Source organism: Bradyrhizobium sp. LB11.1 (assembly GCF_040549385.1).
Classification (GTDB): Bacteria; Pseudomonadota; Alphaproteobacteria; order Rhizobiales; family Xanthobacteraceae; genus Bradyrhizobium.
Map to the genome: position 1 here is coordinate 484,218 of NZ_JBEPTH010000004.1, position 21,553 is coordinate 505,770.

At 63.4% G+C, this 21,553-nt stretch carries 21 protein-coding genes and 1 other RNA gene; 11 read left to right on the forward strand and 11 right to left on the reverse strand.

Features of this window, described 5'->3' with window-relative positions:
- Positions 1–9: 9 nt before the first annotated feature.
- Positions 10–849 (reverse strand): class I SAM-dependent methyltransferase, encoded by an 840-nt coding sequence (locus tag ABIA96_RS13610; protein WP_354137553.1) that lies wholly within the window; start codon positions 847–849, stop codon positions 10–12.
- Positions 850–1,009: 160 nt separating this feature from the next.
- Here ABIA96_RS13610 and ABIA96_RS13615 point away from each other — a divergent pair, with 160 nt between their 5' ends.
- Together ABIA96_RS13615 and ABIA96_RS13620 are read left to right on the forward strand one after the other, a co-directional pair.
- The gene (locus ABIA96_RS13615; RefSeq protein WP_354137554.1) at positions 1,010–4,393 is read left to right on the forward strand and encodes an AAA family ATPase; all 3,384 of its coding nucleotides are present in this window, start codon (positions 1,010–1,012) and stop codon (positions 4,391–4,393) included.
- Between the two features lie 68 nt (positions 4,394–4,461).
- Positions 4,462–4,920, forward strand: a complete 459-nt coding sequence (locus ABIA96_RS13620) for a sterol desaturase family protein (RefSeq protein WP_354137555.1) — start codon at positions 4,462–4,464, stop codon at positions 4,918–4,920.
- Positions 4,921–5,129: 209 nt separating this feature from the next.
- Here the strand turns inward: ABIA96_RS13620 and ABIA96_RS13625 are convergent, their stop codons facing one another.
- On the reverse strand, positions 5,130–5,492 hold the full coding sequence (locus ABIA96_RS13625; protein ID WP_354137556.1) for a hypothetical protein: 363 nt from the start codon (positions 5,490–5,492) through the stop codon (positions 5,130–5,132).
- A 109-nt stretch (positions 5,493–5,601) separates the two neighbouring features.
- Complete coding sequence (locus ABIA96_RS13630; protein ID WP_354137684.1) at positions 5,602–6,342, reverse strand: 3-oxoacyl-ACP reductase family protein; 741 nt, start codon at positions 6,340–6,342, stop codon at positions 5,602–5,604.
- Positions 6,343–6,448: 106 nt separating this feature from the next.
- On the opposite strand from ABIA96_RS13630, the gene ABIA96_RS13635 reads away from it, so the two are divergent.
- From ABIA96_RS13635 to ABIA96_RS13645, 3 genes are all read left to right on the forward strand, one after another.
- On the forward strand, positions 6,449–7,042 hold the full coding sequence (locus ABIA96_RS13635) for a TetR/AcrR family transcriptional regulator (RefSeq protein WP_354137557.1): 594 nt from the start codon (positions 6,449–6,451) through the stop codon (positions 7,040–7,042).
- A 133-nt stretch (positions 7,043–7,175) separates the two neighbouring features.
- Entirely contained in the window at positions 7,176–7,544 is a 369-nt protein-coding gene (locus ABIA96_RS13640; RefSeq protein WP_354137558.1) for a cupin domain-containing protein, read from the forward strand.
- A gap of 144 nt (positions 7,545–7,688) precedes the next feature.
- Complete coding sequence (locus tag ABIA96_RS13645; RefSeq protein ID WP_354137559.1) at positions 7,689–8,054, forward strand: response regulator; 366 nt, start codon at positions 7,689–7,691, stop codon at positions 8,052–8,054.
- 505 nt (positions 8,055–8,559) lie between these two features.
- Here the strand turns inward: ABIA96_RS13645 and ABIA96_RS13650 are convergent.
- The 8 genes from ABIA96_RS13650 to ssrA all read right to left on the reverse strand — a co-directional run bounded on the left by ABIA96_RS13650 (position 8,560) and on the right by ssrA (position 15,799).
- A complete protein-coding gene (locus ABIA96_RS13650) occupies positions 8,560–9,885 on the reverse strand; it encodes an MFS transporter (protein ID WP_354137560.1) in 1,326 nt (441 codons plus the stop codon).
- 382 nt (positions 9,886–10,267) lie between these two features.
- Positions 10,268–12,139 carry a ferrous iron transporter B gene (gene feoB, locus ABIA96_RS13655; RefSeq protein WP_354137561.1) on the reverse strand — a complete coding sequence of 624 codons (1,872 nt, stop codon included), beginning with the start codon at positions 12,137–12,139 and terminating at the stop codon, positions 10,268–10,270.
- 24 nt (positions 12,140–12,163) lie between these two features.
- Entirely contained in the window at positions 12,164–12,439 is a 276-nt protein-coding gene (locus tag ABIA96_RS13660; RefSeq protein ID WP_354137562.1) for a FeoA family protein, read from the reverse strand.
- Between the two features lie 114 nt (positions 12,440–12,553).
- Positions 12,554–12,808, reverse strand: coding sequence for a ribbon-helix-helix domain-containing protein (locus tag ABIA96_RS13665; protein WP_354137563.1), 255 nt, complete (start codon positions 12,806–12,808; stop codon positions 12,554–12,556).
- The gene (locus tag ABIA96_RS13670; RefSeq protein ID WP_354137564.1) at positions 12,805–12,993 is read right to left on the reverse strand and encodes a DUF4169 family protein; all 189 of its coding nucleotides are present in this window, start codon (positions 12,991–12,993) and stop codon (positions 12,805–12,807) included. The genes ABIA96_RS13665 and ABIA96_RS13670 overlap by 4 nt, the downstream gene beginning before the upstream one ends.
- A gap of 276 nt (positions 12,994–13,269) precedes the next feature.
- Positions 13,270–14,703, reverse strand: a complete 1,434-nt coding sequence (fumC, locus tag ABIA96_RS13675) for a class II fumarate hydratase (protein WP_354137685.1) — start codon at positions 14,701–14,703, stop codon at positions 13,270–13,272.
- Between the two features lie 89 nt (positions 14,704–14,792).
- Positions 14,793–15,311 carry an SspB family protein gene (locus tag ABIA96_RS13680; protein ID WP_354137565.1) on the reverse strand — a complete coding sequence of 173 codons (519 nt, stop codon included), beginning with the start codon at positions 15,309–15,311 and terminating at the stop codon, positions 14,793–14,795.
- 113 nt (positions 15,312–15,424) lie between these two features.
- Positions 15,425–15,799: a transfer-messenger RNA gene (ssrA, locus tag ABIA96_RS13685) on the reverse strand.
- Between the two features lie 95 nt (positions 15,800–15,894).
- Between ssrA and ABIA96_RS13690 the strand changes: the two genes are divergently transcribed.
- From ABIA96_RS13690 to ABIA96_RS13715, 6 genes are all read left to right on the forward strand, one after another.
- Entirely contained in the window at positions 15,895–16,512 is a 618-nt protein-coding gene (locus ABIA96_RS13690; RefSeq protein WP_354137566.1) for a chromate transporter, read from the forward strand.
- Entirely contained in the window at positions 16,509–17,039 is a 531-nt protein-coding gene (locus ABIA96_RS13695) for a chromate transporter (protein ID WP_354137567.1), read from the forward strand. The genes ABIA96_RS13690 and ABIA96_RS13695 overlap by 4 nt, the downstream gene beginning before the upstream one ends.
- A gap of 93 nt (positions 17,040–17,132) precedes the next feature.
- Positions 17,133–17,894 (forward strand): tripartite tricarboxylate transporter TctB family protein, encoded by a 762-nt coding sequence (locus tag ABIA96_RS13700; RefSeq protein ID WP_354137568.1) that lies wholly within the window; start codon positions 17,133–17,135, stop codon positions 17,892–17,894.
- Between the two features lie 7 nt (positions 17,895–17,901).
- Positions 17,902–19,467 carry a tripartite tricarboxylate transporter permease gene (locus ABIA96_RS13705; RefSeq protein ID WP_354137569.1) on the forward strand — a complete coding sequence of 522 codons (1,566 nt, stop codon included), beginning with the start codon at positions 17,902–17,904 and terminating at the stop codon, positions 19,465–19,467.
- A 135-nt stretch (positions 19,468–19,602) separates the two neighbouring features.
- Entirely contained in the window at positions 19,603–20,583 is a 981-nt protein-coding gene (locus tag ABIA96_RS13710; protein WP_354137570.1) for a tripartite tricarboxylate transporter substrate binding protein BugD, read from the forward strand.
- Positions 20,584–20,754: 171 nt separating this feature from the next.
- On the forward strand, positions 20,755–21,549 hold the full coding sequence (locus ABIA96_RS13715) for a thymidylate synthase (protein ID WP_354137571.1): 795 nt from the start codon (positions 20,755–20,757) through the stop codon (positions 21,547–21,549).
- Positions 21,550–21,553: the final 4 nt, after the last annotated feature.

A 21,553-nucleotide genomic window follows, 5' to 3' on the forward strand; every position in this document is an offset into this window, starting at 1 on the left:
GCGGCCGGTTCAGTCCCTGCGGCAGGTGAAGCAATAATAGGGGCAAGTGCCGTCGGCGAAGGACGCATGCAGCTGCGTGCCCGGAATGCCGGCGAACTCATGCGACACGCCGAGCAACACCCGCGGCACGATCTCGTCCGCCAATGCCGTTCGCCGCGCACCGTCCAGCTCCAGCGCGCGCGCCACATTGGCGGTGATGTCGTCCTCCCTCACGAGGCGCAAGCGAGACTGAGACAAAGACTCGCGCGGATACACGTCCTTCGACCGGTCCTCGAAACACGCCATCAGGAAAGCGCCGCCCGGCCTGAGCACGCGGTGGACTTCCTCCAGAAAGCGTCCCATGTCGCCATAATGCTGCGCGCTCTCGACGTTCACCACGACGTCGAAACTCTCATCCGCGAACGGCAGGCTGAGCGCATTGCCGACGCGGAATGCGAGATTGTCCTGGTCGGCATAACGCGCTTCGCTGAACCGGATCGCGGGCTTGCAGAGGTCGAGCCCCGTGTAGCTGCGCGGGTGAAGATATCGCGCGATGTAGGATGCGCCGCCGCCGCGGCCGCTTCCGACCTCCAGTACATCCGTTCCTTCGATCGCGGCTCCCGACGCGACGTGATGGTAGAGCTGGATCGCATAGCGATCGGGCTCGTCGGCGGCTTGCAGCGCGACCTGCTCGCCGTTGAGCGAGGCATAGCCATAGTTGAGGAATCGGATCGCGGCGTCCCTGTCGAGGTTGCTCAGCAGGGAGTACCAGGCGTTGGTGAAAAGATGGCGCGCAGCCCGCGAATAGAACAGTTTTACGACGGCTGAGTGTATCGGGTTTGCCGCTGTGGGATACGGATCCTGCTTCACGGATGAATACTCTCACGCGAAAATGGGGAACGCTTCCACCGCCGAGCATGAGGCAGGTCTCTCGATGCGTCAATAATGGCGACGCTTGCCTGCCACGATTGACTTCATTCCGAGGGGGAATATACTTTAGGTTTAGTACAATAATGCTGGACCCCGCGTGATGACTGGGCAGGTTGCTGCCTGGTTGGAGAAGGTCGGCCTCCCTCAATACCTGAAGTCCTTTTCCGACCACGGCATTGATTTCGACATTCTGTCCGAGATTACGGATCGCGATCTCGCGACCATGGGCGTCGTGCTCGGGCACCGGCGCAGGCTGTTGCGTTCGATTGCCGAGCTGGACGTGCCGAAGGCGCGTCTCGCAGCACCCAGGATCGACGCGGGCGCGGAGCGCCGACAACTCACGATCATGTTCTGCGACCTCGTTGGCTCGACTGCATTGTCGCAGCAGTTCGATCCCGAGGAGATGCGTGAGATCCTGCAGGCCTATCGCGAGGCCGCGACCGCGGTCATCGCCAGCTATGACGGCATTGTCTCGCGGTTGGTGGGCGACGGCATCCTGTCCTATTTCGGCTATCCGTCCGCTCACGAGGACGATGCCGAGCGTGCGGTCCGCGCCGGGCTCGAGATCACCGCAGCGGTCCAGGCCCTCGACGTGCAGCCGGGCTTGCGGCTGGAGGTGCGGATCGGGATTGCGACCGGGCTTGTTGTCGTCGGCGATCTCATCGCGAAGGGCGCCTCGAGCCGGCTCGAGGTGATCGGCGAGACGCCGAACCTCGCGGCGCGGATGCAGGCCTTCGCCGAACCCGGCACCGTCATCATCGCGTCCTCGACCCGCCGGCTGCTCGGCCATCTGTTCGAGCTTCGCGCGCTCGGCACGCGCGCGATCAAGGGATTCAGCGAGCCCGTCGAAATCTTGGCGGTGGACCGTCCATCGCCGCTCGCGAGCCGCTTCGAAGCCTATCGCTCGGCGGGCCTCGCCGGTTTCGTCGGCCGCGAGCACGAGCTCGACCGGCTCGCCGGGTGCAAGCAGCGGGCCTGGCGCGGCCAGGGCCAGGTCGTGTTGATTTCCGGTGAGCCCGGGATCGGCAAGTCGCGGTTGGCTGAGCATTTCCTCAATGAGCGGATAGCCGCGGAGCCTCACATCCGGCTGCGCTATCAGTGTTCGCCGCATCATCGCGCCAGCGCGCTCTATCCCGTCATCACGCAGCTTCAGCGGGCGGCGAAGCTCGGCGCCGGCGACGGCAACGCCCAGCGGCTGCGCAAGGTGGAAGCGCTGCTCGGGCGCAGCGATCTTAAGACGCCGACACTGGTGCCGCTGTTTGCGGATCTGCTCTCGATCGCGACCGACGGGCGCTATCCGCCGCTCGACTGGACACCGCAACAGCTGCGGCGCAATACCCTGGCGGCGCTGATCCAGCGCTTGCAGCGCCTGTGCGCCGAGGCGCCCGTGGTCTGCATCGTCGAGGATCTGCATTGGGCCGATGCGACCTCGCTCGAGCTGCTCGGGCTCGCGGTCAGGTTGGCCGACCAGCTTCGCCTGCTGCTCGTTCTGACGTTCCGCGACGAATTCACGCTGCCGTGGATGGGCCCGGCCAATTTGACGACGCTGGAGCTCGGACGGCTCAAGGAGACCGACGTCCAGCGCATGATCGCGGACGTGATCGGAAGCCGCGCGGTCCCGTCCGAGCTGGTCACGCAGATCGCGACGCGGACTGACGGCATCCCGCTGTTCGTCGAGGAGCTGACGCGGACCGTGCTCGAAATGGGCGTCCTCGAAAAGGGAGCCGGCGGTCGCTACAGGATGGCCGGCAGCCTGCCGCGGCTTTCGATTCCCACGACGCTCCAGGATTCGCTGATGGCGCGGCTCGACCGGCTCGGGCCGGCGAAGGAGGTCGCACAAGTGTGCGCCGTCATCGGCCGCGAATTCTCCGATGTGCTGCTGCGTGCGATCTCGGACAAGGACGACGCGGAGCTCGACGTCCGGCTCGCCCAGCTCGAAGGTGCGGAGTTGATTTTCCGCAGCGGGGCCGCCCCCGAGGGCGTCTATGCGTTCAAGCACGCGCTGGTGCAGGACACCGCTTATGAAAGTCTGCTCAGGAGCAGCCGGCGGCGATTGCACGAGCGGATCGCCGCCATGCTCCAGGAGAAATTCCCCGAGGCCGCCGCGGCAGCACCCGAAATCGCCGCGTATCATCTCACCCAGGCCGGCCTCGTCGAGGAAGCCGTGGAGTGGTGGGGCAAGGCGGGCGATCGGTCCTTGCACAGCTCGGCCTATCCGGAGGCGATCGCGCATCTGACCAAGGCCATCGGTCTTGCGGAAGGCTTGAGCGAGAGTCCGGCGGGACAAAGCCGGAGGCTGCAATTGCAGATCGCCTATGGCAACGCGCTGATTGCCGCGCGCGGCTATGGCGCGCCGGAAACGTCGGTCGCGTTCGCACGTGCGCGCGAGCTTGCCTACGGGCTCAAGGGCGCGCCCGAACGGTTCGCCGCAACTTACGGCCTGTGGGTTGGAAGCCTGGTTCGCAGCGAGCTCGGATCGATGCAGGAGCTCGCGCAGGCGTTCCTGCACGATACCGCCGGCCGGCCCGATGCGCCGGAGGCGGGGATCGCCCATCGCGTCTGCGGCATGACGCGCTGGTTCGAAGGCAATTTCGTCGATGCCAAGCAGCATCTCGAGCAGGCGCTCACGATCTACCGCGACGAGCATGATCGCAATCTCGCGTTTCTATACGGCCACGATTACGGGATCGCGGCGACGATCTACCTTGCGCTGGTGCTGTGGCCGCTCGGCGAAGTCGATCGCGCCGAGCAACTGGCGCAGGAAGCGATCCGCCGTGCCACCGACAGCGGCCATATCGCGACGATGGTCTACGCGCATTTCCACAAGATCGTGCTCGAAGCGATGCGCGGCAACCCTGAGCGCGCCAGGCCGCATGTCGATGCCGTGATCGAGCTTAGCCGCGAACACGGACTTCTGCTCTACACGCGGGCCGGAAAATTCTGGAACGGCTGGATCCGTTGCCGTCTCGGCGAGCGCGCGGCCGGGCTCAAGGAGATGGAAGATTCCATCGCGCTGCCGCTGGTCGGGAAGATGGCGACCGGGCTCTACGTGCCCTTGACCTGGACGCTGCTGGCCGAAGCCAAGGCCGGCGAGGGGCAGTTCGACGAAGCGCTCGCGATCCTCGACGAGCAGCTCGTCGAGGTGGAGCGGACCGGACAGGAGTGGTTCACGCCGGAGATCCAGCGCTGGCGCGGCGAGCTGTTGCTGCGCAAGGACCCCATCGATATCGTTGCCGCGGAGGCGGCGTTCACCCAGGCCATCGAGACCGCACGGCGGCAACAGACCGCGACATACGAGCTGCGCGCAGCGCTTTCGCTTGCCAGATTGTATCAGACGAGCGGAACGGATGCGCAGGCGCGAAGTGTGCTCAGTCCGGTGGTCGGGATGTTCACCAACGCGCAGGAGTTGCCGGAGATTTTCGAAGCACGGGCGGCCATGGAGCGTTCCAGCAAGACCAGCCCATGCGCAAACCCATGCGACTGAAACAGTTTTTGTACTTCGCCGATTTCGTATTCTATCCCCTCGCAAGCGCTGCGCTGGTCGCGGTCGCGTTGCTGCTGAAGGATCCGCTGCGCTGGGACGAAGCAGCCATCGGCTTTGCGTGCGGGCTGTTGCTCTGGAGCCTCGCCGAATACGTCATTCACCGCTTCGCCCTGCACGGTCCGGCCTATCTGGCTGCGTTGCATGACATGCACCATTCCGATCCTCGCGCGCTGGTCGGCTCGCCGCTGTGGCTGAGCCTGGGATCGATCTGTTGCGGATCGTTGCTGCCGGTGTGGTTATTGGTTGGCTTTGGCAGCGCCTGCACCGTCACGGCGGGATTGATGCTGGGCTACATCTATTTCGGTGCGCTCCACCACATCATTCATCATCATCGCCTGAAACGGGGCGGCTATCTCTGGCGCCTGAAGCGCCGCCATACGCGCCATCACTACGGCGAGCGGCCGTGCAATTTCGGCGTGGTCACCAGCATGTGGGATCGCGTCTTCGGAACCTTTTGTTCCGAATGAGCGCGCTCAGTCCTGATTGAAGCGACCGGGCGATTAGCCGCAGCTATCGGTGGGCAAACAAAGCGACTTGTCCGCCGTAGCTCGAAGAGCGAAGGCGGAAGCGTGCCCACGACTTTCCGTCGCGGTGCTGGATCCGTGGGCGCGGCGCAGATGCGCCTTTGCCCACCGATTTCAGACTCGTGGAGACATGAATGGACCCGTCGCGCCAATCAGCCGCAATTCCAGATCGCGCCGATCGGCGTCCGCGTCCAGCATGGACCGAAGCTGCCGCCATTGTAGCGGGAGCCGCCGAATCCGGGCCGGCCGAAATAGCGCCACTCGCCGTCAATGTAGCGATAATAGACCGGCACGCGATCGATATACCAGGGACGCCGGTTTTCGCGCGCGTAGCGCCGCAACCCGTTTTTCTGCGCGTAAAGCGGCTGGGTGTTGCTGAGCGGCTGGCGATAGCCCGGCAGGAAGCCGTAGCCACGCCAGGCTTGCGCAGGCTTTTTATGGGCAGGCGCAGCCGGTGCGGTGACCGGCAGCAGCGACAGAATGACAGCAACAAACAGACATAGGAGGCGCGACATGAATCGACCTTAGACAGTCGATTACGGGAAAGCCATTCAAATCCGGGTGGGAGTTTTTCTGGAAGGACCGCGGCCGGGCCGAATCGCGGCCCGGCCGTCACGTCCTTGTCTATGCGTTGGCGCCGCCGTCGACGGTGAGCGTCGAGCCGGTGATGTATTTCGCCTTCTCACTCGCCAGAAACGCCACCGCGTTGGCGATGTCGTCCGGCGCGCCATAGCGGCCCAGTGCCATGAACTGCTTTAGCGTCTCCGCGGTCGGGCCGCTGGCGGGGTTCATGTCGGTGTTGATCGAGCCCGGTTGCACCAGATTGACCGTGATGTCCTTGGGGCCGAGCTCGCGCGCCAGCGCCTTGTTGAACGCGATCAGCGCCGATTTCGATGCGGCGTAAACGCCGAGCGCCGGCGCCGGCACGCGATCGGCGAAATAGCTGCCGATGGTGATGATACGGCCGCCCTTGCCGAGGTGCGCGAGAGCTGCCTTGCTCGCGACGATCGGGGAACGCACGTTGACGTTCAGCAGCGCGTCGATGTCGGCGAGCGACATGTCCTTCAGCCCGGCGAGCCGGAGAATGCCGGCGTTGTTGACAAGGATATCGAGCCCGCCGAGCGCAGCGACGGTCCCGTCGACCGAGGCCTGAACGGCGGCGACATCGGCGCTGTCGGCCTGGATCGCCACGGCTTTCCGCCCCGAGGCCTTGATGGCGTCGACGACTTTCGCGGCGCTGTCCGCCGACTTTTCGTAGGTAATTGCAACATCGGCGCCTTCCGCGGCGAGCGCCTTTGCGATGGCCGCGCCGATACCCCTGCTTGCGCCCGTCACCAGGGCCCGTTTTCCTGCCAGCGTCATGATCTTCTCCTATTCTGTATCGATCGACACAGAATATCTGGGGTCTTGATCGTCTCCGTCAAGTGAATTATGTGTTGATCATTACAGAAAGAGGCGGCCAAGAGACGCTATGGCGGGACGGCCACGGGAATTTGATCGCGAGGCGGCGCTGGAGGCAGCGATGCTGCTGTTCTGGCGCAGGGGTTTTGCCGGCGCGTCGATGAACGATCTGTGCGAGGCCATGGGCGTCCGCTCGCCGAGCCTCTATGCGGCGTTCGAAAGCAAGGAGGCGCTGTATCTCGCGGCTTTCGAGCATTACCTCGCCACCGAAGGGCAGGCTGTCTGGGACAAGCTCGCGGAGGGGGCGACCGCGCGCGCCGGCGTCGAGAACCTGCTGATCAAGACGGCCGAGACTCTGCCGAAATCCCGCACAGCGCCCGCAGGCTGCATGGTCGCGCTGGGCGCCGTCAGCGACGAATGGCCGGCCACCATCGCGCGCGAGGTGAGAAAGGTCAGGCTCGAGCTGCTGGATAATTTGCGCACACGGTTCGATGCGGCGGTCGCCAGCGGCGAATTGACCGGTGCGACCGACGTGGATGCGCTGAGCCGGTTCTATCTGAGCGTCATTCAGGGTATGACGATCCAGGCCAGGGACGGCGCCACGCAGGCGGAACTGCGAGGTGCAGCCAAGGCGGCGATGGCGGCGTGGCCGGGCAAGGTGTAGTTCCGTAGGATGGTAGAGCGAAGCGAAACCCATCGCTGCGTTTGAGCTTGTTGATGTGTGATGGGTTTCGCTGCGCTCTACCCATCCTACGAGCTACCCATCTTCCAAACTAGACCGGCGAAAAGGGTGCCCAATGGATGAACGTCCCGACGCTCACGCAAGCGCGCAACAAGCAGGCTTTGCCGGTGTCACACGCAAGGTTCTCGAACGTCTTCACTTGCCCGGCAATCAGGAGCTCATGGTCGTTGAAGTCACCTATCCGCCCGGCGGCGTCGCTCCGCTTCACCGACATCCCGTGGCGGGCGCGATCTACATCGTCGAGGGCATTGCCGAGTCCGCCTATGGCAGCGACGAGCCCCGACAATATCGCGCGGGCGAGACGTTGCAGGACCGGGCTGATCTTCCACACACGCATTTTCGCAATTGTGATCCGGACCGTCCGCTTCGCTTCCTGACCATCTACGTGCTTGAACCCGGTCATTCCTACACGCTGGAGCCGTGAGGGGCTTCGGAACTGACCAGAGACTTTCTTGAGTGGCTGTTCAGGTTTCACATCTTCCATCGTGAGAAAGCCAGAAACGCGTGTTGGACTCTGCACGAACTGGAACACATGTCGCGTCGGATTGCCGGCCAGCCTAAGGCAAACATGTCGGAACCGCCTTCGATCCTGGTCGTGGAAGACGAATATCCGCTCCAGGGCGTGCTCGAGATGGTGCTGGCGGAAGCCGGCTTTACCTCCGACATCCTCGCATCCGGCGAAGAGGCGATCACGGTGTTCGTCGCGCGCGGAAAGAATCACAAGGCTCTCGTGACCGATGTCTATCTCGGCGGCAAGCTCAATGGCTGGGATCTTGCAAGGAGAATGAGGGAAAAGGATCCGAGCCTTCCGGTCGTGTACATCACGGGCAGCGCTGGCGCGGCACTGTGGAAATCACAGGGCGTGCCCAACAGCATGCTTCTCGAAAAGCCGTTTCACCCCGAACGGCTGGTTGCGGCGCTCATGAAGCTGTGAGCTGCCGACGGAACCCTACGAAATGAGCGGCCCAGCTAGCCCGCTCTCGTCTCGGCGCCGCGATCCAGCGCATCAGCCTCCGCATCGAACTGCTTCGAGAGGGCGCGAAGCTTCCTCGAATCTTCGAAGCTGCTGATGGTGGTAGAGAGCCGTTCTGCTCTGCGGGCCCTATCCCGCAACTCGTCCGACATTCTGCCCATTGAGACCGTATCCGTGGAATGATGAGAAAACGACGGGTACGCGAAAAGGTTCCATCGACGTCGACGGTGCGCGCTGGCCGACATGAGGAATTCTGGGAGGCGGTCCATCGAAGCGCTCCGCATTGAGCGCGAGCCTGGCGATCTGCCGGTTCCCCGATGATGTCATCGTGCTCCTGTTTTGCCCGACGGGTCGAGCGGCGCGCCGATGAAGCATGTCGCGGAATGGGCAAGCTCTCGTGAAATTTGTCATGGCCTCCGCGCTGTTTGGTCTGATCCGCCAACAGCTTCGCAGAAGCCACCAGACCCTAACGCGCCATCGCGATTTCACCGGACAATTGCTCGCGCCTTGCATCGATCCGCAGCATCACGACAACGATTGCGCCGACTAGCGCGCAACCCGCCAACAGAAGAAGGCCGGCGGTAAAATTGCCGGTCAAATCTTTCAGATAGCCCATCGCGTAGGGACCTGCGAAACCGGAAAGATTTCCGAGCGAGTTGATCGCGGCGATGCCGGCGGCGGCCGATGCGCCCGTCAAGAAACTTGCCGGCAGCGGCCAGAACATCGGGGGTACCGCGGACACGCCGATCTGGGCAAAGCAAAGCAACGCCATGACGAGCACGGAGTTGGAAACGAGGCCTGCCAATCCGATCCCGACCGCTGCCATCAGTAACGCTGCGGCGACGTGCCCCTTTCGCTCCATGGTCCGATCGGAATGGCGACCAAGCAGCACCATGCCAGCGGCCCCGAAAACAAAGGGTAGCGCCGCGAGCAAGCCGGTCTGGGTGTCACTAACGCCAAAGCCCTTGATGATGGTCGGCAAGAAAAACGCCACGCCATAACTTGCAGCGTTCAGGCAGAAGTACACGAGAGCGCACGCTAAAATACGGCGGTCGGTGAGCGCCTGTCCCAAGGACAAATGTTCCACTCTCTCCTTGTTGCGCTTCTCGGTGGCCTGCACGCTCTCCAGCCAGGCAATCTCGTCTGGCTGCAGCCAGCGGGCCTGGCGCGGGAAATCGGTCAGGTAGAGCAGGACACCAACGCCCACCACGACCGACGGCACCGCTTCGAGAATGAACAGCCACTGCCAGCCTTCCAATCCCCAGCCGGTCACGCCGAGCAGCATCCCGGAGATGGGTGATCCGACGATGGACGAAATCGGGATCGCCAGCATGAACAGGCTGATGACCCGGGCGCGGTAGACCGCAGGAAACCAGAGCGTCAAATAGAAGATGATGCCGGGAAAGAAACCCGCTTCGCAGGCGCCGAGCAGCAAACGAAGAGAATAGAAGACGCCTGTCGTCGGAATGCCGGTTGCTGCCGATATCGACGGGATGAATGCGAAGGCCGCCGAGACGATCCCCCACGTAATCATGATGCGAGCGATCCAGACGCGCGCGCCGACTTTCTCCAGAAAGATATTGGATGGCACTTCGAACAGGAAATATCCGACAAAGAACAAGCCGGCGCCCAGCCCGAAAGCTGCTTCACTCAAACCAAGCGCCTGGTTCATGTGCAGCTTGGCGAAGCCGACATTGACGCGGTCGAGATAGGCCACGAAGTAGCACACGATCAGGAACGGAATAAGCCGCCACATCACCTTGCCAATGACACGAGTCTCGACGTCTTCCATGGCGCAGCCTTCCGCTTGGTCACTCAAATCCGATTCAAACACCCGGGCAGCGTTACGAAATTATGACGCTCGGACACAGTGGGTGCAAACGGCATTTGCTTTTGACGTTCATGTCAAAGCGACAGGCACGCTGTCATGGTCTGAAACCGATAATGCCATCGTGCCGGTGTTTTGCCCGACGGGTCAAGTGTATTTCGGAATCCCAGCATCGGACGCGCTTTCCGGATTTGGCGGAGGATGTCATCGGGCGGCGCTTCGCGCCGACCCGTTGGCTCCATCCGGGCTACGGTCGGATGATTTTTGCACAGGCCTAAGCCATTGATCTCACGATCCCCGTCTACTGTGCATGGGGTTGTTTTCGGAAGTCTGGTTTTGAGAGAGGCTAGCCGGCGCCTAACGCGACCGCGACGTTGTAGGTCAGAAGGCTCGCCGCATAGGCCAGCACTAGCATGTAGCCGAAGGTCGCCGCCATGCAGCCCCAGCTTCCGGTCTCGCGCCGGATCACGGCGAGCGTGGAGGCGCATTGCGGGGCGAAGATGTACCAGGCGAGCATCGACAGCGCGGTCGCGAGCGACCATTTCGTCGCCAGCACCTGGCCGATCTGCTCGGCCGCTTCCTTGCCGCCTTCGATCGCATAGACGGTGCCGAGTGCTGCGACCGCGACCTCGCGCGCCGCCATGCCCGGAATCAGCGCGACCGCGATCTGCCAGTTGAAGCCGACAGGGGCGAGCAGCGGCTCCAGCGCCTTGCCGATGATGGCCGCGAGGCTGAAGTCGATCGCGGGCTCGGTCGCGCCCGCGGGCGGTTGCGGGAACGAGGCCAAAAACCAGATCAGCACCATCATCGAGAAGATCGTGGTGCCGGCGCGGTGCAGGAACATCTTGGCCCGCGTATGGACGCCGATCGCGATCGATTGCAGCCGCGGCATCTTGTAGTCCGGCAGCTCCAGCATGAAGGGCGCCGGCGCATAGTCGCGCAGCATGAAGAATTTGATCAGGAACGAAACGCCAAGCGCGCTGACGATGCCGGTGGCGTAGAGGCCGAACATCACGAGCCCCTGCAGGTTGATGAAGCCCCAGACGTCCCTGGCCGGAATGAAGGCCGAGATGATCAGCGTGTAGACCGGAATGCGCGCGGAGCAGGTCATCAGCGGCGCGATCAGGATCGTGGTCAACCGGTCGCGCTTGTTGTCGATGACGCGCGTCGCCATGATGCCGGGAATGGCGCAGGCAAAGCTCGACAGCAGCGGAATGAAAGCGCGGCCGTGCAGCCCCGCGCCGCCCATGATGCGGTCCATCAGGAACGCCGCGCGCGCCATGTAGCCGAAATCTTCCAGCAGCAGGATGAACAGGAAGATGATGATGATCTGCGGCAGGAACACGATGACGCTGCCGACGCCTGAGATCACGCCGTTCTGCAGGAAGCTCTGCACCAGACCACCGGGCAGGGTGGCGTGGATGAAATCGCCGAGCGCATCGAAGCCGGATTGCAGCAGCTCCATCAGCGGCTGCGCCCAGGCGAACACCGCCTGGAACATCACGAACAGGATGAGTGCGAGCACGACGAGGCCGCCGACCGGATGCAGCACGATCGCGTCGATCCGCGCGGTCCAGGTGTCGGGGCTAGCAGGCAGGCTGACGCAGTCGGTGATGATGCGGTCGGCCTCGCGCTGGGTCGCGCGCAGCTCGGCGACGCCGAGCGCGCGCCAGCTGTTTTCGGCCGGCTCGGCTGCGAGCTTGGCCGAGATATCGTCGGTCAGCGCCAGGAGATCAGCCGTGCCGCCCTTGCGTACCGCAATCGAGGTGACGACGGGGACGCCGAGCTCCTTGGCGAGCCGCTCGACGTCGACCGAGATGCCGCGGCGGCTCGCGATGTCGAACATGTTGAGCACGAGGATCATCGGCCGTCCGGTGCGCTTGAGCTCCAGCAGCAGGCGGATGGTCAGGCGCAGATTGGTGGAGTCGGCCACGCACAGCACGAGGTCGGGCACGGTCTCGCCGGAGGCCTTGCCGAGCACGAAGTCGCGGGTGATTTCCTCGTCCGGGCTGCGGCCGCGCAGCGAATAGGTGCCGGGGAGGTCCACCACCGAAACCTGGCGGCCGAGCGGGGTGACGAAAAATCCTTCCTTGCGCTCGACGGTGACGCCCGGATAGTTCGCGACCTTCTGCCGGCTCCCGGTCAAGGCATTGAACAGCGAGGTCTTGCCGCTGTTTGGCGTGCCCACCAGGGCGAGATGCAGAAGGGGTAATTCCATGGAATCAGATGTCCGGCCGCGATCTCAGGCGACGATGATGGCCATGGCTTCGCGGCGGCGCACCGCGATGGTGATGTTGTCGACCCGCACGGCGATCGGGTCGCGCCCGACCAGCCCCTCGTGCAGGACCTCGACCCGGGCGCCCTCGACGAAGCCGAGCTCGATCAGCCGGCTCTCGAGCTCGATGTCCGAGAGTGCCGAGCCGGCGTCCTTGGCGGACAGGTGCTGAATGACGCCGGTATAGCCGCGCAGGGCCAGGCCGAGCGGCATCTCGCGGCGCGTATCATGGGTGTCGGTCATCCCCTGTATTTTCAACGCAGGGCATGGAGGTCAAGCGCGCTGGCCCGCCGAAACTGCACCTTAGAGCGATTTTAAAGTGCAGATCACGAAGCCGTGGGCAGAGCGTCGCGACGCTTACAGGGCCGGCACCTTTTCCGCCTGGATGGCGGCCATGGCGCGGCTCTTGAAGTAGTCGAGCACGAACAGGCGGATCGCCGAGGACAGATTGCCCTGCTGGCGGGCGCCGTCGATTTCGCCGACGAGCTCGGACAGCGTCATGTTGCGCAGGCCCGAGATCTCCTTCATGCCGTTCCAGAACGCCTCTTCCAGGCTGACGCTGGTCTTGTGACCGGCGACTACGATCGAACGCTTCACGACGGGCGACTTCATGGCTGCTCCTCGCGATCGATCTGATGCTGGTCCAGATGCGCCTTCGCCTTGTCCGCGTGCGTCTCCTCCGCCGACCGCTCCGCCTTCGTGCGGCCGAACTTCGTTCGGTTGGCGTCCGCCTGCTTCGCCGATGCTTCCCGATTGGCGCGCTTCCGGAAACGATTCAGGTTGATGACGTTCCCCATGCCGCGTCTCCATCATCCGATCCTCCTCGGGCAGGATGAAACTTCCAGAAACAGGGCGCCGCGTTGGGCCCCACAAGAGTTGATCGCCATTCGCTCGTCCTCGTCAATCGGCCCCAAGGGCCATCAAACGATGAATTTCGCCCGTCTGGCAGAGGAGCCTTGCGCACCAGGCGCCTCCGCCGCCACATTGACGGTAGTCAAATCCTGTCATTTAAGCCTTATAATTATGAGCCTCAGGGCTCCGTATCACTACGGATGACTATCGGAATTCGGAATTCATCCGGGCCTCGTCATCTTCTCCGGCTGCACCAGGCGGTCGAATTCATTGGCCGAGACGAAGCCAAGCCGCAGCGCCTCCTCCTTGAGCGTGGTGCCGTTGGCATGCGCGGTCTTGGCCACCTTGGCCGCGTTGTCGTAGCCGATCTTCGGCGCGAGCGCGGTCACCAGCATCAGCGAACGCTCCATCAGCTCCTTGATGTGCTTTTCGTCGGCGCGGATGCCGCTGACGCAATGCTCGGTGAAGGAGCGCGCGGCATCGGCCATCAGGCGGATCGAGTGTAGCATGTTGTAAGCAAGAACGGGCTTATAGACGTTCAGCTCGAAATGGCCCTGGCTGCCGGCGACCGTGATCGCAGTGTGATTGCCGAACACCTGGCAGCACACCATGGTCATAGCCTCGCACTGCGTCGGATTGACCTTGCCCGGCATGATCGACGAGCCCGGCTCGTTCTCCGGCAGGATCAACTCGCCCAGGCCCGAGCGCGGGCCCGATCCGAGCAAGCGGATGTCGTTGGCGATCTTGAACAGGCCTGTCGCGACGGAATTGATGGCGCCGTGCGCCAGCACATAGGCGTCGTTCGAGGCCAGCGCCTCGAATTTGTTGGCCGCGCTGGTGAAGGGCAGCTTCGTGATCCCGGCGACGTGCCTTGCAAACAGCTTTGCGAAGCGCGGCTTCGAATTAAGGCCGGTGCCGACGGCGGTGCCACCCTGCGCCAGCGGATAGAGATCCTTTACCGCAACCTTGAGCCGCGCGATGCCGCTCTCGACCTGCGCGGCATAGCCTGAAAATTCCTGGCCGAGCGTCAGCGGCGTCGCATCCTGGGTGTGGGTGCGGCCGATCTTCACGATCTTCGCAAACTCCTTCTCCTTCTTGCGTAGCGCGCGGTGCAGCTCGCCGAGGGCAGGGACGAGATCGGCGGTGACGCGGCTTGCGGCCGCAATGTGCATCGCGGTCGGAAAAGAGTCGTTCGACGATTGGCTCATGTTGACGTGGTCGTTGGGATGCACCGGCTTCTTGGCGCCGAGCTCGCCCCCGAGCATCTCATTGGCGCGGTTGGCGATGACCTCGTTGAGGTTCATGTTGCTCTGGGTACCCGAGCCGGTCTGCCACACGACCAGCGGGAAATGATCGTCGAGCTTACCCTCGATCACCTCGCACGCGGCGCGGATGACCGCGTTGGCGCGGCGCTTGTCGAGCAAGCCGAGTTCGAGGTTGGACTGCGCGGCCGCAAGCTTCACGATGCCGAGCGCATGCACGAGTGAGATCGGCATGCGATCGATGCCGATGCGGAAATTCTGGCGCGAACGTTCGGTCTGCGCCCCCCAATAGCGATCAGCGGGGACCTCGATGGGACCAAAGCTGTCGGTCTCGATGCGGGTCGCGGGGCGGGCGGTCTTCGCGCGGGCAGCTTTGGCCATGAGCACATCCATTCTGCCGCGCGAAACGCCGCGCAGCCTCTTCATGTGCTCTTCTATATAGGGAGTTTGGCCGAGCGCGATGGTCTCGCGGCCAACCTAGATCATTTCTTGCGGAAACGATCGAGCCGCACGACTTCAGCGCCGCCCTGGTTCGGCGGGGTCGGTTCTTCTGCGGTCTCTGCCGTTTCAGTGCCAGCCGCGGGCACCGCGACGGCTGACGGGGCAGCGGCGGCCGGCAAATTCTCCCCCGCCACTTCGGCGACGTCGGAGGTGTCGAACTGGAGCCCGAACTTCACGGACGGATCGAGGAAGCTCTTGATGGCGCTGAACGGCACGATCAGCCGCTCCGGAATGCCGCCGAAGGACAGGCCGACCTCGAAACGGTCCTCGAGCACGGTCAGGTCCCAGAACTGGTGCTGGAGGATGACCGTCATCTCTTCCGGGTACTGGGCCAGGAGCCGCGGCGAAATCTTCACGCCCTCGGCCTTCGAGACGAAGGTGATGAAGAAATGATGCTCGCCCGGCAGTCCCTGGGACGCGGCATCGGTCAGCACCTTGCGCAGCACGCCGCGCAGTGCGTCGCGGGCCAGCACATCGTATCGGATATGATCGGTCGCCATGGTGGTCCTGTTGCATTCCAGGAGACGGGCCCTGCCGGCCCGACTCGGCAAGCCGCAATAGTACCGCGCCTGACGGGTCAGCAGGAGTCCCCGCCGGGAAGGAAATAAGGGTAAGTGGAGGCTTCTGTTGCCAGGTGCCTCCGAACCCCGCCTAACGGAGCTTAACCCGTTAGGACTTCAGAATGGTCTTTCAAACTGCGTTACGCAGCCTGAGCAACCGGAGCAAAGTTGTCGTTGGCAACTATTGCATAGCCCGATAACGGCGGAACAATACCGGGAAAAAGTTCGCCCTTTACGCCCTCGTCGATCCTATTTCGCCCCCGCCGAAGCTCACTTGTTAGTGGGCCAAGCTCGCCGAACGATGAGCTTTGGTGGAGGCGCCGGGTACCGCCCCCGGGTCCGAATGGTTTATTGCGACGACCGTTTATTTCCATAGCCGGCGAACCGGCAGCCCCAATATAGGGGGCAAAGGTTTCAAAAAACAGAGGTTTCGAGCGGAGAGGCGCGGTTCCCTTTGGATAGGTCCGAGATGGACCCCAGCGTGATCTTGGCCGCACCGCGGCCGGCGTTCTAAGCTCCTGACATGTCCACGGAATCAGCACCGGCCGCCCAAGAGCCGGATCAAGGTCCGGATTTGCCGGCCACCCACGTCCCACCGCCCGGCCTCGCCGCGCTGTTCCTCGCTTTTGCCCGGATGTCGCTGGCAGGCTTCGGCGGGGTTCTGGTGTTTGCCAGGCACGCCATCGTCGACCATCACCGCTGGATGACGGCGGACGCGTTCAACGAGACCTTTGCGCTCTGCCATTTCCTGCCCGGGCCCAACATCGTCAATCTGTCGATGGTGTTCGGGTCGCGGCTGCGCGGTATCGCCGGCGGCGTTGCCGCGTTTGCGGGATTGTTGCTGCCGCCGACGCTGATCATGACGGTGCTCGCGATCATCTACGCCCGGTTTGGGGACGTAGAGGTGCTGCGTCGTATTCTCGCAGGCATCGCCTGCGCGGCGGTTGGCCTGCTGATCGCGGTGGTCTTCCGCATGATGACGCCGTTGCTCAAACGGTTGGATGTCGTCGTGCTCATCCTCATGCTCGGCGTGTTCGTCGCCATCGGCGTGCTGCGCCTGCCGCTCCAGGCGGTGCTGCTGGTCGCGATCCCGCTCAGCATCGGCGTCACCTATTTGATGCGGCGGAAGGTAGCAGCGTGAGCAGCGAGAACCCGGTCTGGGCGCTGATCTCCACGTTTGGTCTGATGTCGCTGTTCGCGGTCGGCGGCGCCGCAGCCGCAGTGCCCGAGATGCACCGCATCGCAGTCGATGTGCATCACTGGATGACCGACAAGCAGTTCGCGGATGCTTATGCGATCGCGCAGCTCTCGCCGGGTCCCAACGTGCTTATCGTCACGTTAATCGGTTATGCCGTTGCCGGCATTCCCGGTGCGCTCGCCGCGACGCTGGCGATGTGTCTGCCGACGGCGCTGCTTGCCTATTATGTCAGCCGGATACTGAACCGGCCGAGCCAATCGCGCTGGCCCGGCCTGATCCAGGCTGCACTGGTTCCGCTGTCGATCGGTTTGATGGCTGCCAGTGCCCTGATCCTCGCACAGTCGACCGATCGCAGCATTGCTGCGCTGCTTCTGACCGCGACGATTGCTCTGACCGCCTCTGTCTCTCGCATCAATCCGTTGTGGCTTCTGCTCGCAGGCGGCCTGTTGGGTTTTGCTGGCATTGTGTGATGAAAATCGCTAGGCAATGAGCCGGGCCGGGGATCCCTTCCAGCCGATTAGAACAACAGTGCTCGTGGCTTACGGGTCGCGGAGGAGACATGCATGGCCGACACAATGGGCCACTCGGCGACAGCCACAAAAAACACGTCGGTGGCCATCGGCTTTTGTGTGCTGGCCATAGCGCCGCAGATTTTTGAACTGATCTGGTCGTTCGGGACGATCTTCGGCTGGGGCGCCGGGCGCGGTCCGCTGCAGGTCGTGGCTGCACATGCGACGGCGCTGGTCGCTGGCGCTCCGGCTGCGTTGCTCGGAGCAGTCGGCGGTGACACCAAGAAGGCGTCATCGGATGTGCTGCTGGCGCTGATCTATTCGTATCCGCTGTTTGCAGTGGCGATCCTAACGATCTTCATGACGATCAGGTCGGCACAGGACTATGTCGGCGGGATCGTTCTGATGGCGCTCGCCTTGTTTGCTCTGTGGGCTTCGAGCGATTTGCAGGGGATGCGCGGCTTCTCCTTTGGCGCCGGCACGGCGCCGCGAATGTTTGGCGTGCTCCTCGTCGCACTTGGCGCCGGCATCGCGTTGACGGGACTGTTGTCCGACGGCCCGGCGATGGCGCACTATGCCTGGCGCGGGCCGCTGTTCGTGATGATCTCGATCGTCTTCTTCGCTTTGGCGATTCGTCCGCTTGGGGTGGTGGTTACAGCGTTCGCGAGCTTTCTGATCGCGGCAATGGGCACCCATGAGACGCGCTGGGTCGAAGCGGTCATCGTCGGCGCCTGCCTGACGCTCGGCTGCGCGCTGCTCTTCCCCTACGTGCTCGGGCTGCCGATGCCGATGTTCCCGCGCTTCCTGGCTCAGTGAGGGTGTGATGTTCGATCTCTTCCACAATCTGGGCCTCGGTTTCGGCGTGGTGTTTCAGATCTCCTGGTGGTCACCTTGGTGGCTCCATGGCCTGTCACTTCCGATCTCGATCAATATTCTCATGTGCCTGATTGGTGCACTGGTCGGCACGCTGGTCGGCGTGCTGCCGGGCATCGGCACCGTCGCAACCGTGGCGATGCTCCTGCCGATCACGTTCGGATTGCCGCCGGTCGGCGCGCTGATTATGCTCGCCGGCATCTATTACGGCGCCCAGTATGGCGGCTCGACCACCTCGATCCTGGTCAACATTCCCGGTGAGGCAACATCGGTCGTCACCGCCATCGACGGTCACCAGATGGCGAAGCAGGGCCGCGCCGGTCCGGCGCTGGCGATCGCGGCGATCGGCTCGTTCTTCGCGGGCTGCGTTGCGACAGTCCTGATCGCTGTTCTCGGTGCGCCTCTCACCAAGCTCGCACTGGCCTTCGGCCCGGCCGAATATTTCTCGCTGATGGTGCTCGGCCTGATCTTCGCGGTCGTGCTGGCCAAGGGCTCGGTGCTGAAGGCGATCGCGATGATCGTGTTCGGCCTGTTGCTGTCGATGGTCGGCTCCGACATCGAGACCGGCGCCTCGCGCATGGCGTTCAACATTCCGGAGCTCGCCGACGGGCTCGGCTTCGCGACGGTTGCGATGGGCGTGTTCGGCTTTGCAGAGATCATCCGCAATCTCGATGCCGGCGCCGAGATGAACCGCGATCTCGTGCAGCAGAAGATCACCGGCCTCATGCCGACCAGGAAAGACCTGATCGACTCGACGCCCGCGATCTTGCGTGGCACCGTGCTCGGCTCGATCCTCGGGATCCTGCCCGGTGGCGGCGCCGTGATCGCCTCCTTCGCGGCCTATACGCTCGAGAAGAAGATCGCCAAGGATCCGTCGCGGTTCGGCCGTGGCGCGATCGAGGGCGTGGCGTCGCCGGAAAGCGCCAACAATGCCGCGGCGCAGACCTCCTTCATCCCGCTCCTGACGCTCGGCATCCCGCCGAACGCGGTGATGGCACTGATGGTGGGTGCGATGACCATCCACGGCATCGTGCCGGGTCCGCAGGTAATGCAGAAGCAGCCGGAGCTCGTCTGGGGCATGATCGCCTCGATGTGGGTCGGCAATCTGATGTTGATCATCATCAACCTTCCGCTGGTGGGCATCTGGGTCCGCCTGCTGCGCGTACCTTACCGGCTGATGTTCCCGTCGATCGTGATCTTCTGCGCGATCGGCATCTATTCGGTGAATAACGCACCAGTCGATGTCATCCTTGCAGGCGCGTTCGGTCTCGTCGGCTATTGGCTGATCAAGCATGATTTCGAGCCGGCGCCGCTGCTGCTCGGCATGGTGCTCGGACCGCTGATGGAAGAGAACCTGCGCCGCGCGCTGCTGATCTCGCGCGGTGACTGGAGCGTGTTCTTGACGCGTCCGTTGTCGGCTGTGCTGCTCGCGATCGCGGCGTTTCTTCTGGTCCTCACATTGCTGCCAATGCTGCGTGCCAAACGCGACGAGGTGTTCACGGAATCCGAGAACTGATCGCGTCGCGCCTGCGTCGTCGCCGCGCACTGCGTCGGCGCGCCGCATTCGGAAGTCCAATCGACTTGCGTGACAGCTTCGTGAAATGAAAATGCCGGCCTTTTGGCCGGCATTTTAATGTCGGAGAAGATCGAGATGTTTTCCATTCGCGCGCTCACGGGCGCATGTGCTGCCATGCTCGCATCGCTGTGCGGCTTTGTCGCACCAGGCGCGGCGCAGACCTATCCGACGCGCAGCATCACCATGGTCGTGCCGTTCGCGGCCGGTGGCCCGACCGACGTGATCTCGCGCATTGTCACGTCGCACATGGCGCAGACGGTCGGACAGAGCATCATCATCGAGAACGTGGTCGGCGCCGGCGGCACCACCGCGACCACCCGCGCCGCGCGCGCGACCAATGACGGGTATACGCTGATCACCGGCCACATGGGGACGCACGCCGCCTCCGTGCCGCTCTATCCGAAGCTCGCCTATCATCCGGAGAAAGACTTCGAGCCGATCGCGCTGCTCGCGGGCACGCCGATCCTGATCCTGGCGCGCAAGGATTTTCCGCCGAAGGATTTGAAGGAGTTCGTGACTTACGTGAAGGCCAACGCCGAGAAGGTGAACGCTGCACATGCCGGCGTCGGCTCGGTCTCGCACGTCTCCTGCGAGCTCTTGCACTCCCTTCTCGACATCAAGCCGGTCAGCGTGCCCTTCAATGGTACCGGACCTGCGATGAACGCGCTGGTGGCGGGCCAGGTCGATTACATGTGCGACCAGATCGTCAACGCCGTGCCGCAGATCAATGCCGGCACAATCAAGGCCTATGCGATCGCGACGCCTGAACGCAATCCGTCGCTGCCGAACGTGCCGACCACAGCAGAAGCGGGCCTGCCAGCATTCCAGGCCCAGGCCTGGAATGCGATGTTCGCCCCGAGGGGAACCTCGCCCGCGATCCTGGCGAGCCTGAACGCCGCCGCGGTCAAGGCGCTCGACGACGAGACCGTGCGCAAGCGTCTGCTCGAGCTCGGCAGCGTCATCCCGGGCCCTGCAGCCCGGACGCCGGAGGCGCTCGCCACGCTCGTGAAATCCGAGATCGCGAAGTGGACGCCGGTGCTCAAGCCGGCAACTTAAGCAAGCATCATCAAGCCGATAGGAGGGGGCGGGACGCGAGTTCCGCCCCTTGTCGTTTGCGCACGAAGCACTCACTTTTCGGGGTATAATCGGCGAGACCAGCGAATCGCCGCTGTCGCAGCGCGGGGGTGGCCGTTAAATTCGCCGCCTTCCCCAAAGGCTCATTGGCACATGCACCAGTATCAGGACCTGCTCGAGCGGATTCTTTCAGATGGCGCCGAGAAGACCGATCGGACCGGTACGGGCACATTGTCGGTGTTCGGCCATCAGATGCGCTTCAATTTGTCCGCCGGCTTCCCGATGCTGACCACCAAGCGGCTGCCGCTGAAGGCGATCGTGCATGAGCTGCTGTGGTTCCTGAAGGGCGACACCAACATCAAATATCTGCGCGACAACGGCGTCACCATCTGGGACGAGTGGGCGGACGCCAATGGCGATCTCGGTCCGGTCTACGGTCATCAATGGCGCTCCTGGCCGGCGCCGGACGGCCGCAGCATCGACCAGATCGCGAATGTGATCGACATGATCAAGCGCAACCCGGACTCGCGCCGTCTGATCGTCTCGGCCTGGAATCCGGCCGAGGTCGACAAGATGGCGCTGCCGCCGTGTCACTGCCTGTTCCAGTTCTACGTCGCAAACGGCAAGCTGTCATGCCAGCTCTATCAACGTTCGGCTGACGTGTTCCTCGGGGTGCCCTTCAACATCGCGTCCTACGCGCTGCTCACCATGATGGTCGCGCAGGTCACGGGCTTGAAGCCTGGCGATTTCGTGCATTCGTTTGGCGACACCCATCTCTATTCCAACCATCTGGAGCAGGCGCGGCTCCAGCTCAGCCGCGCTCCGCGTGCGTTGCCGGTGATGCGAATCAATCCTGAGGTGAAGGACATCTTCTCCTTCCGTTACGAGGATTTCGAGCTCGTCGGCTACGATCCCCATCCGCATATCAAGGCGGCAGTCGCGGTCTAGCACC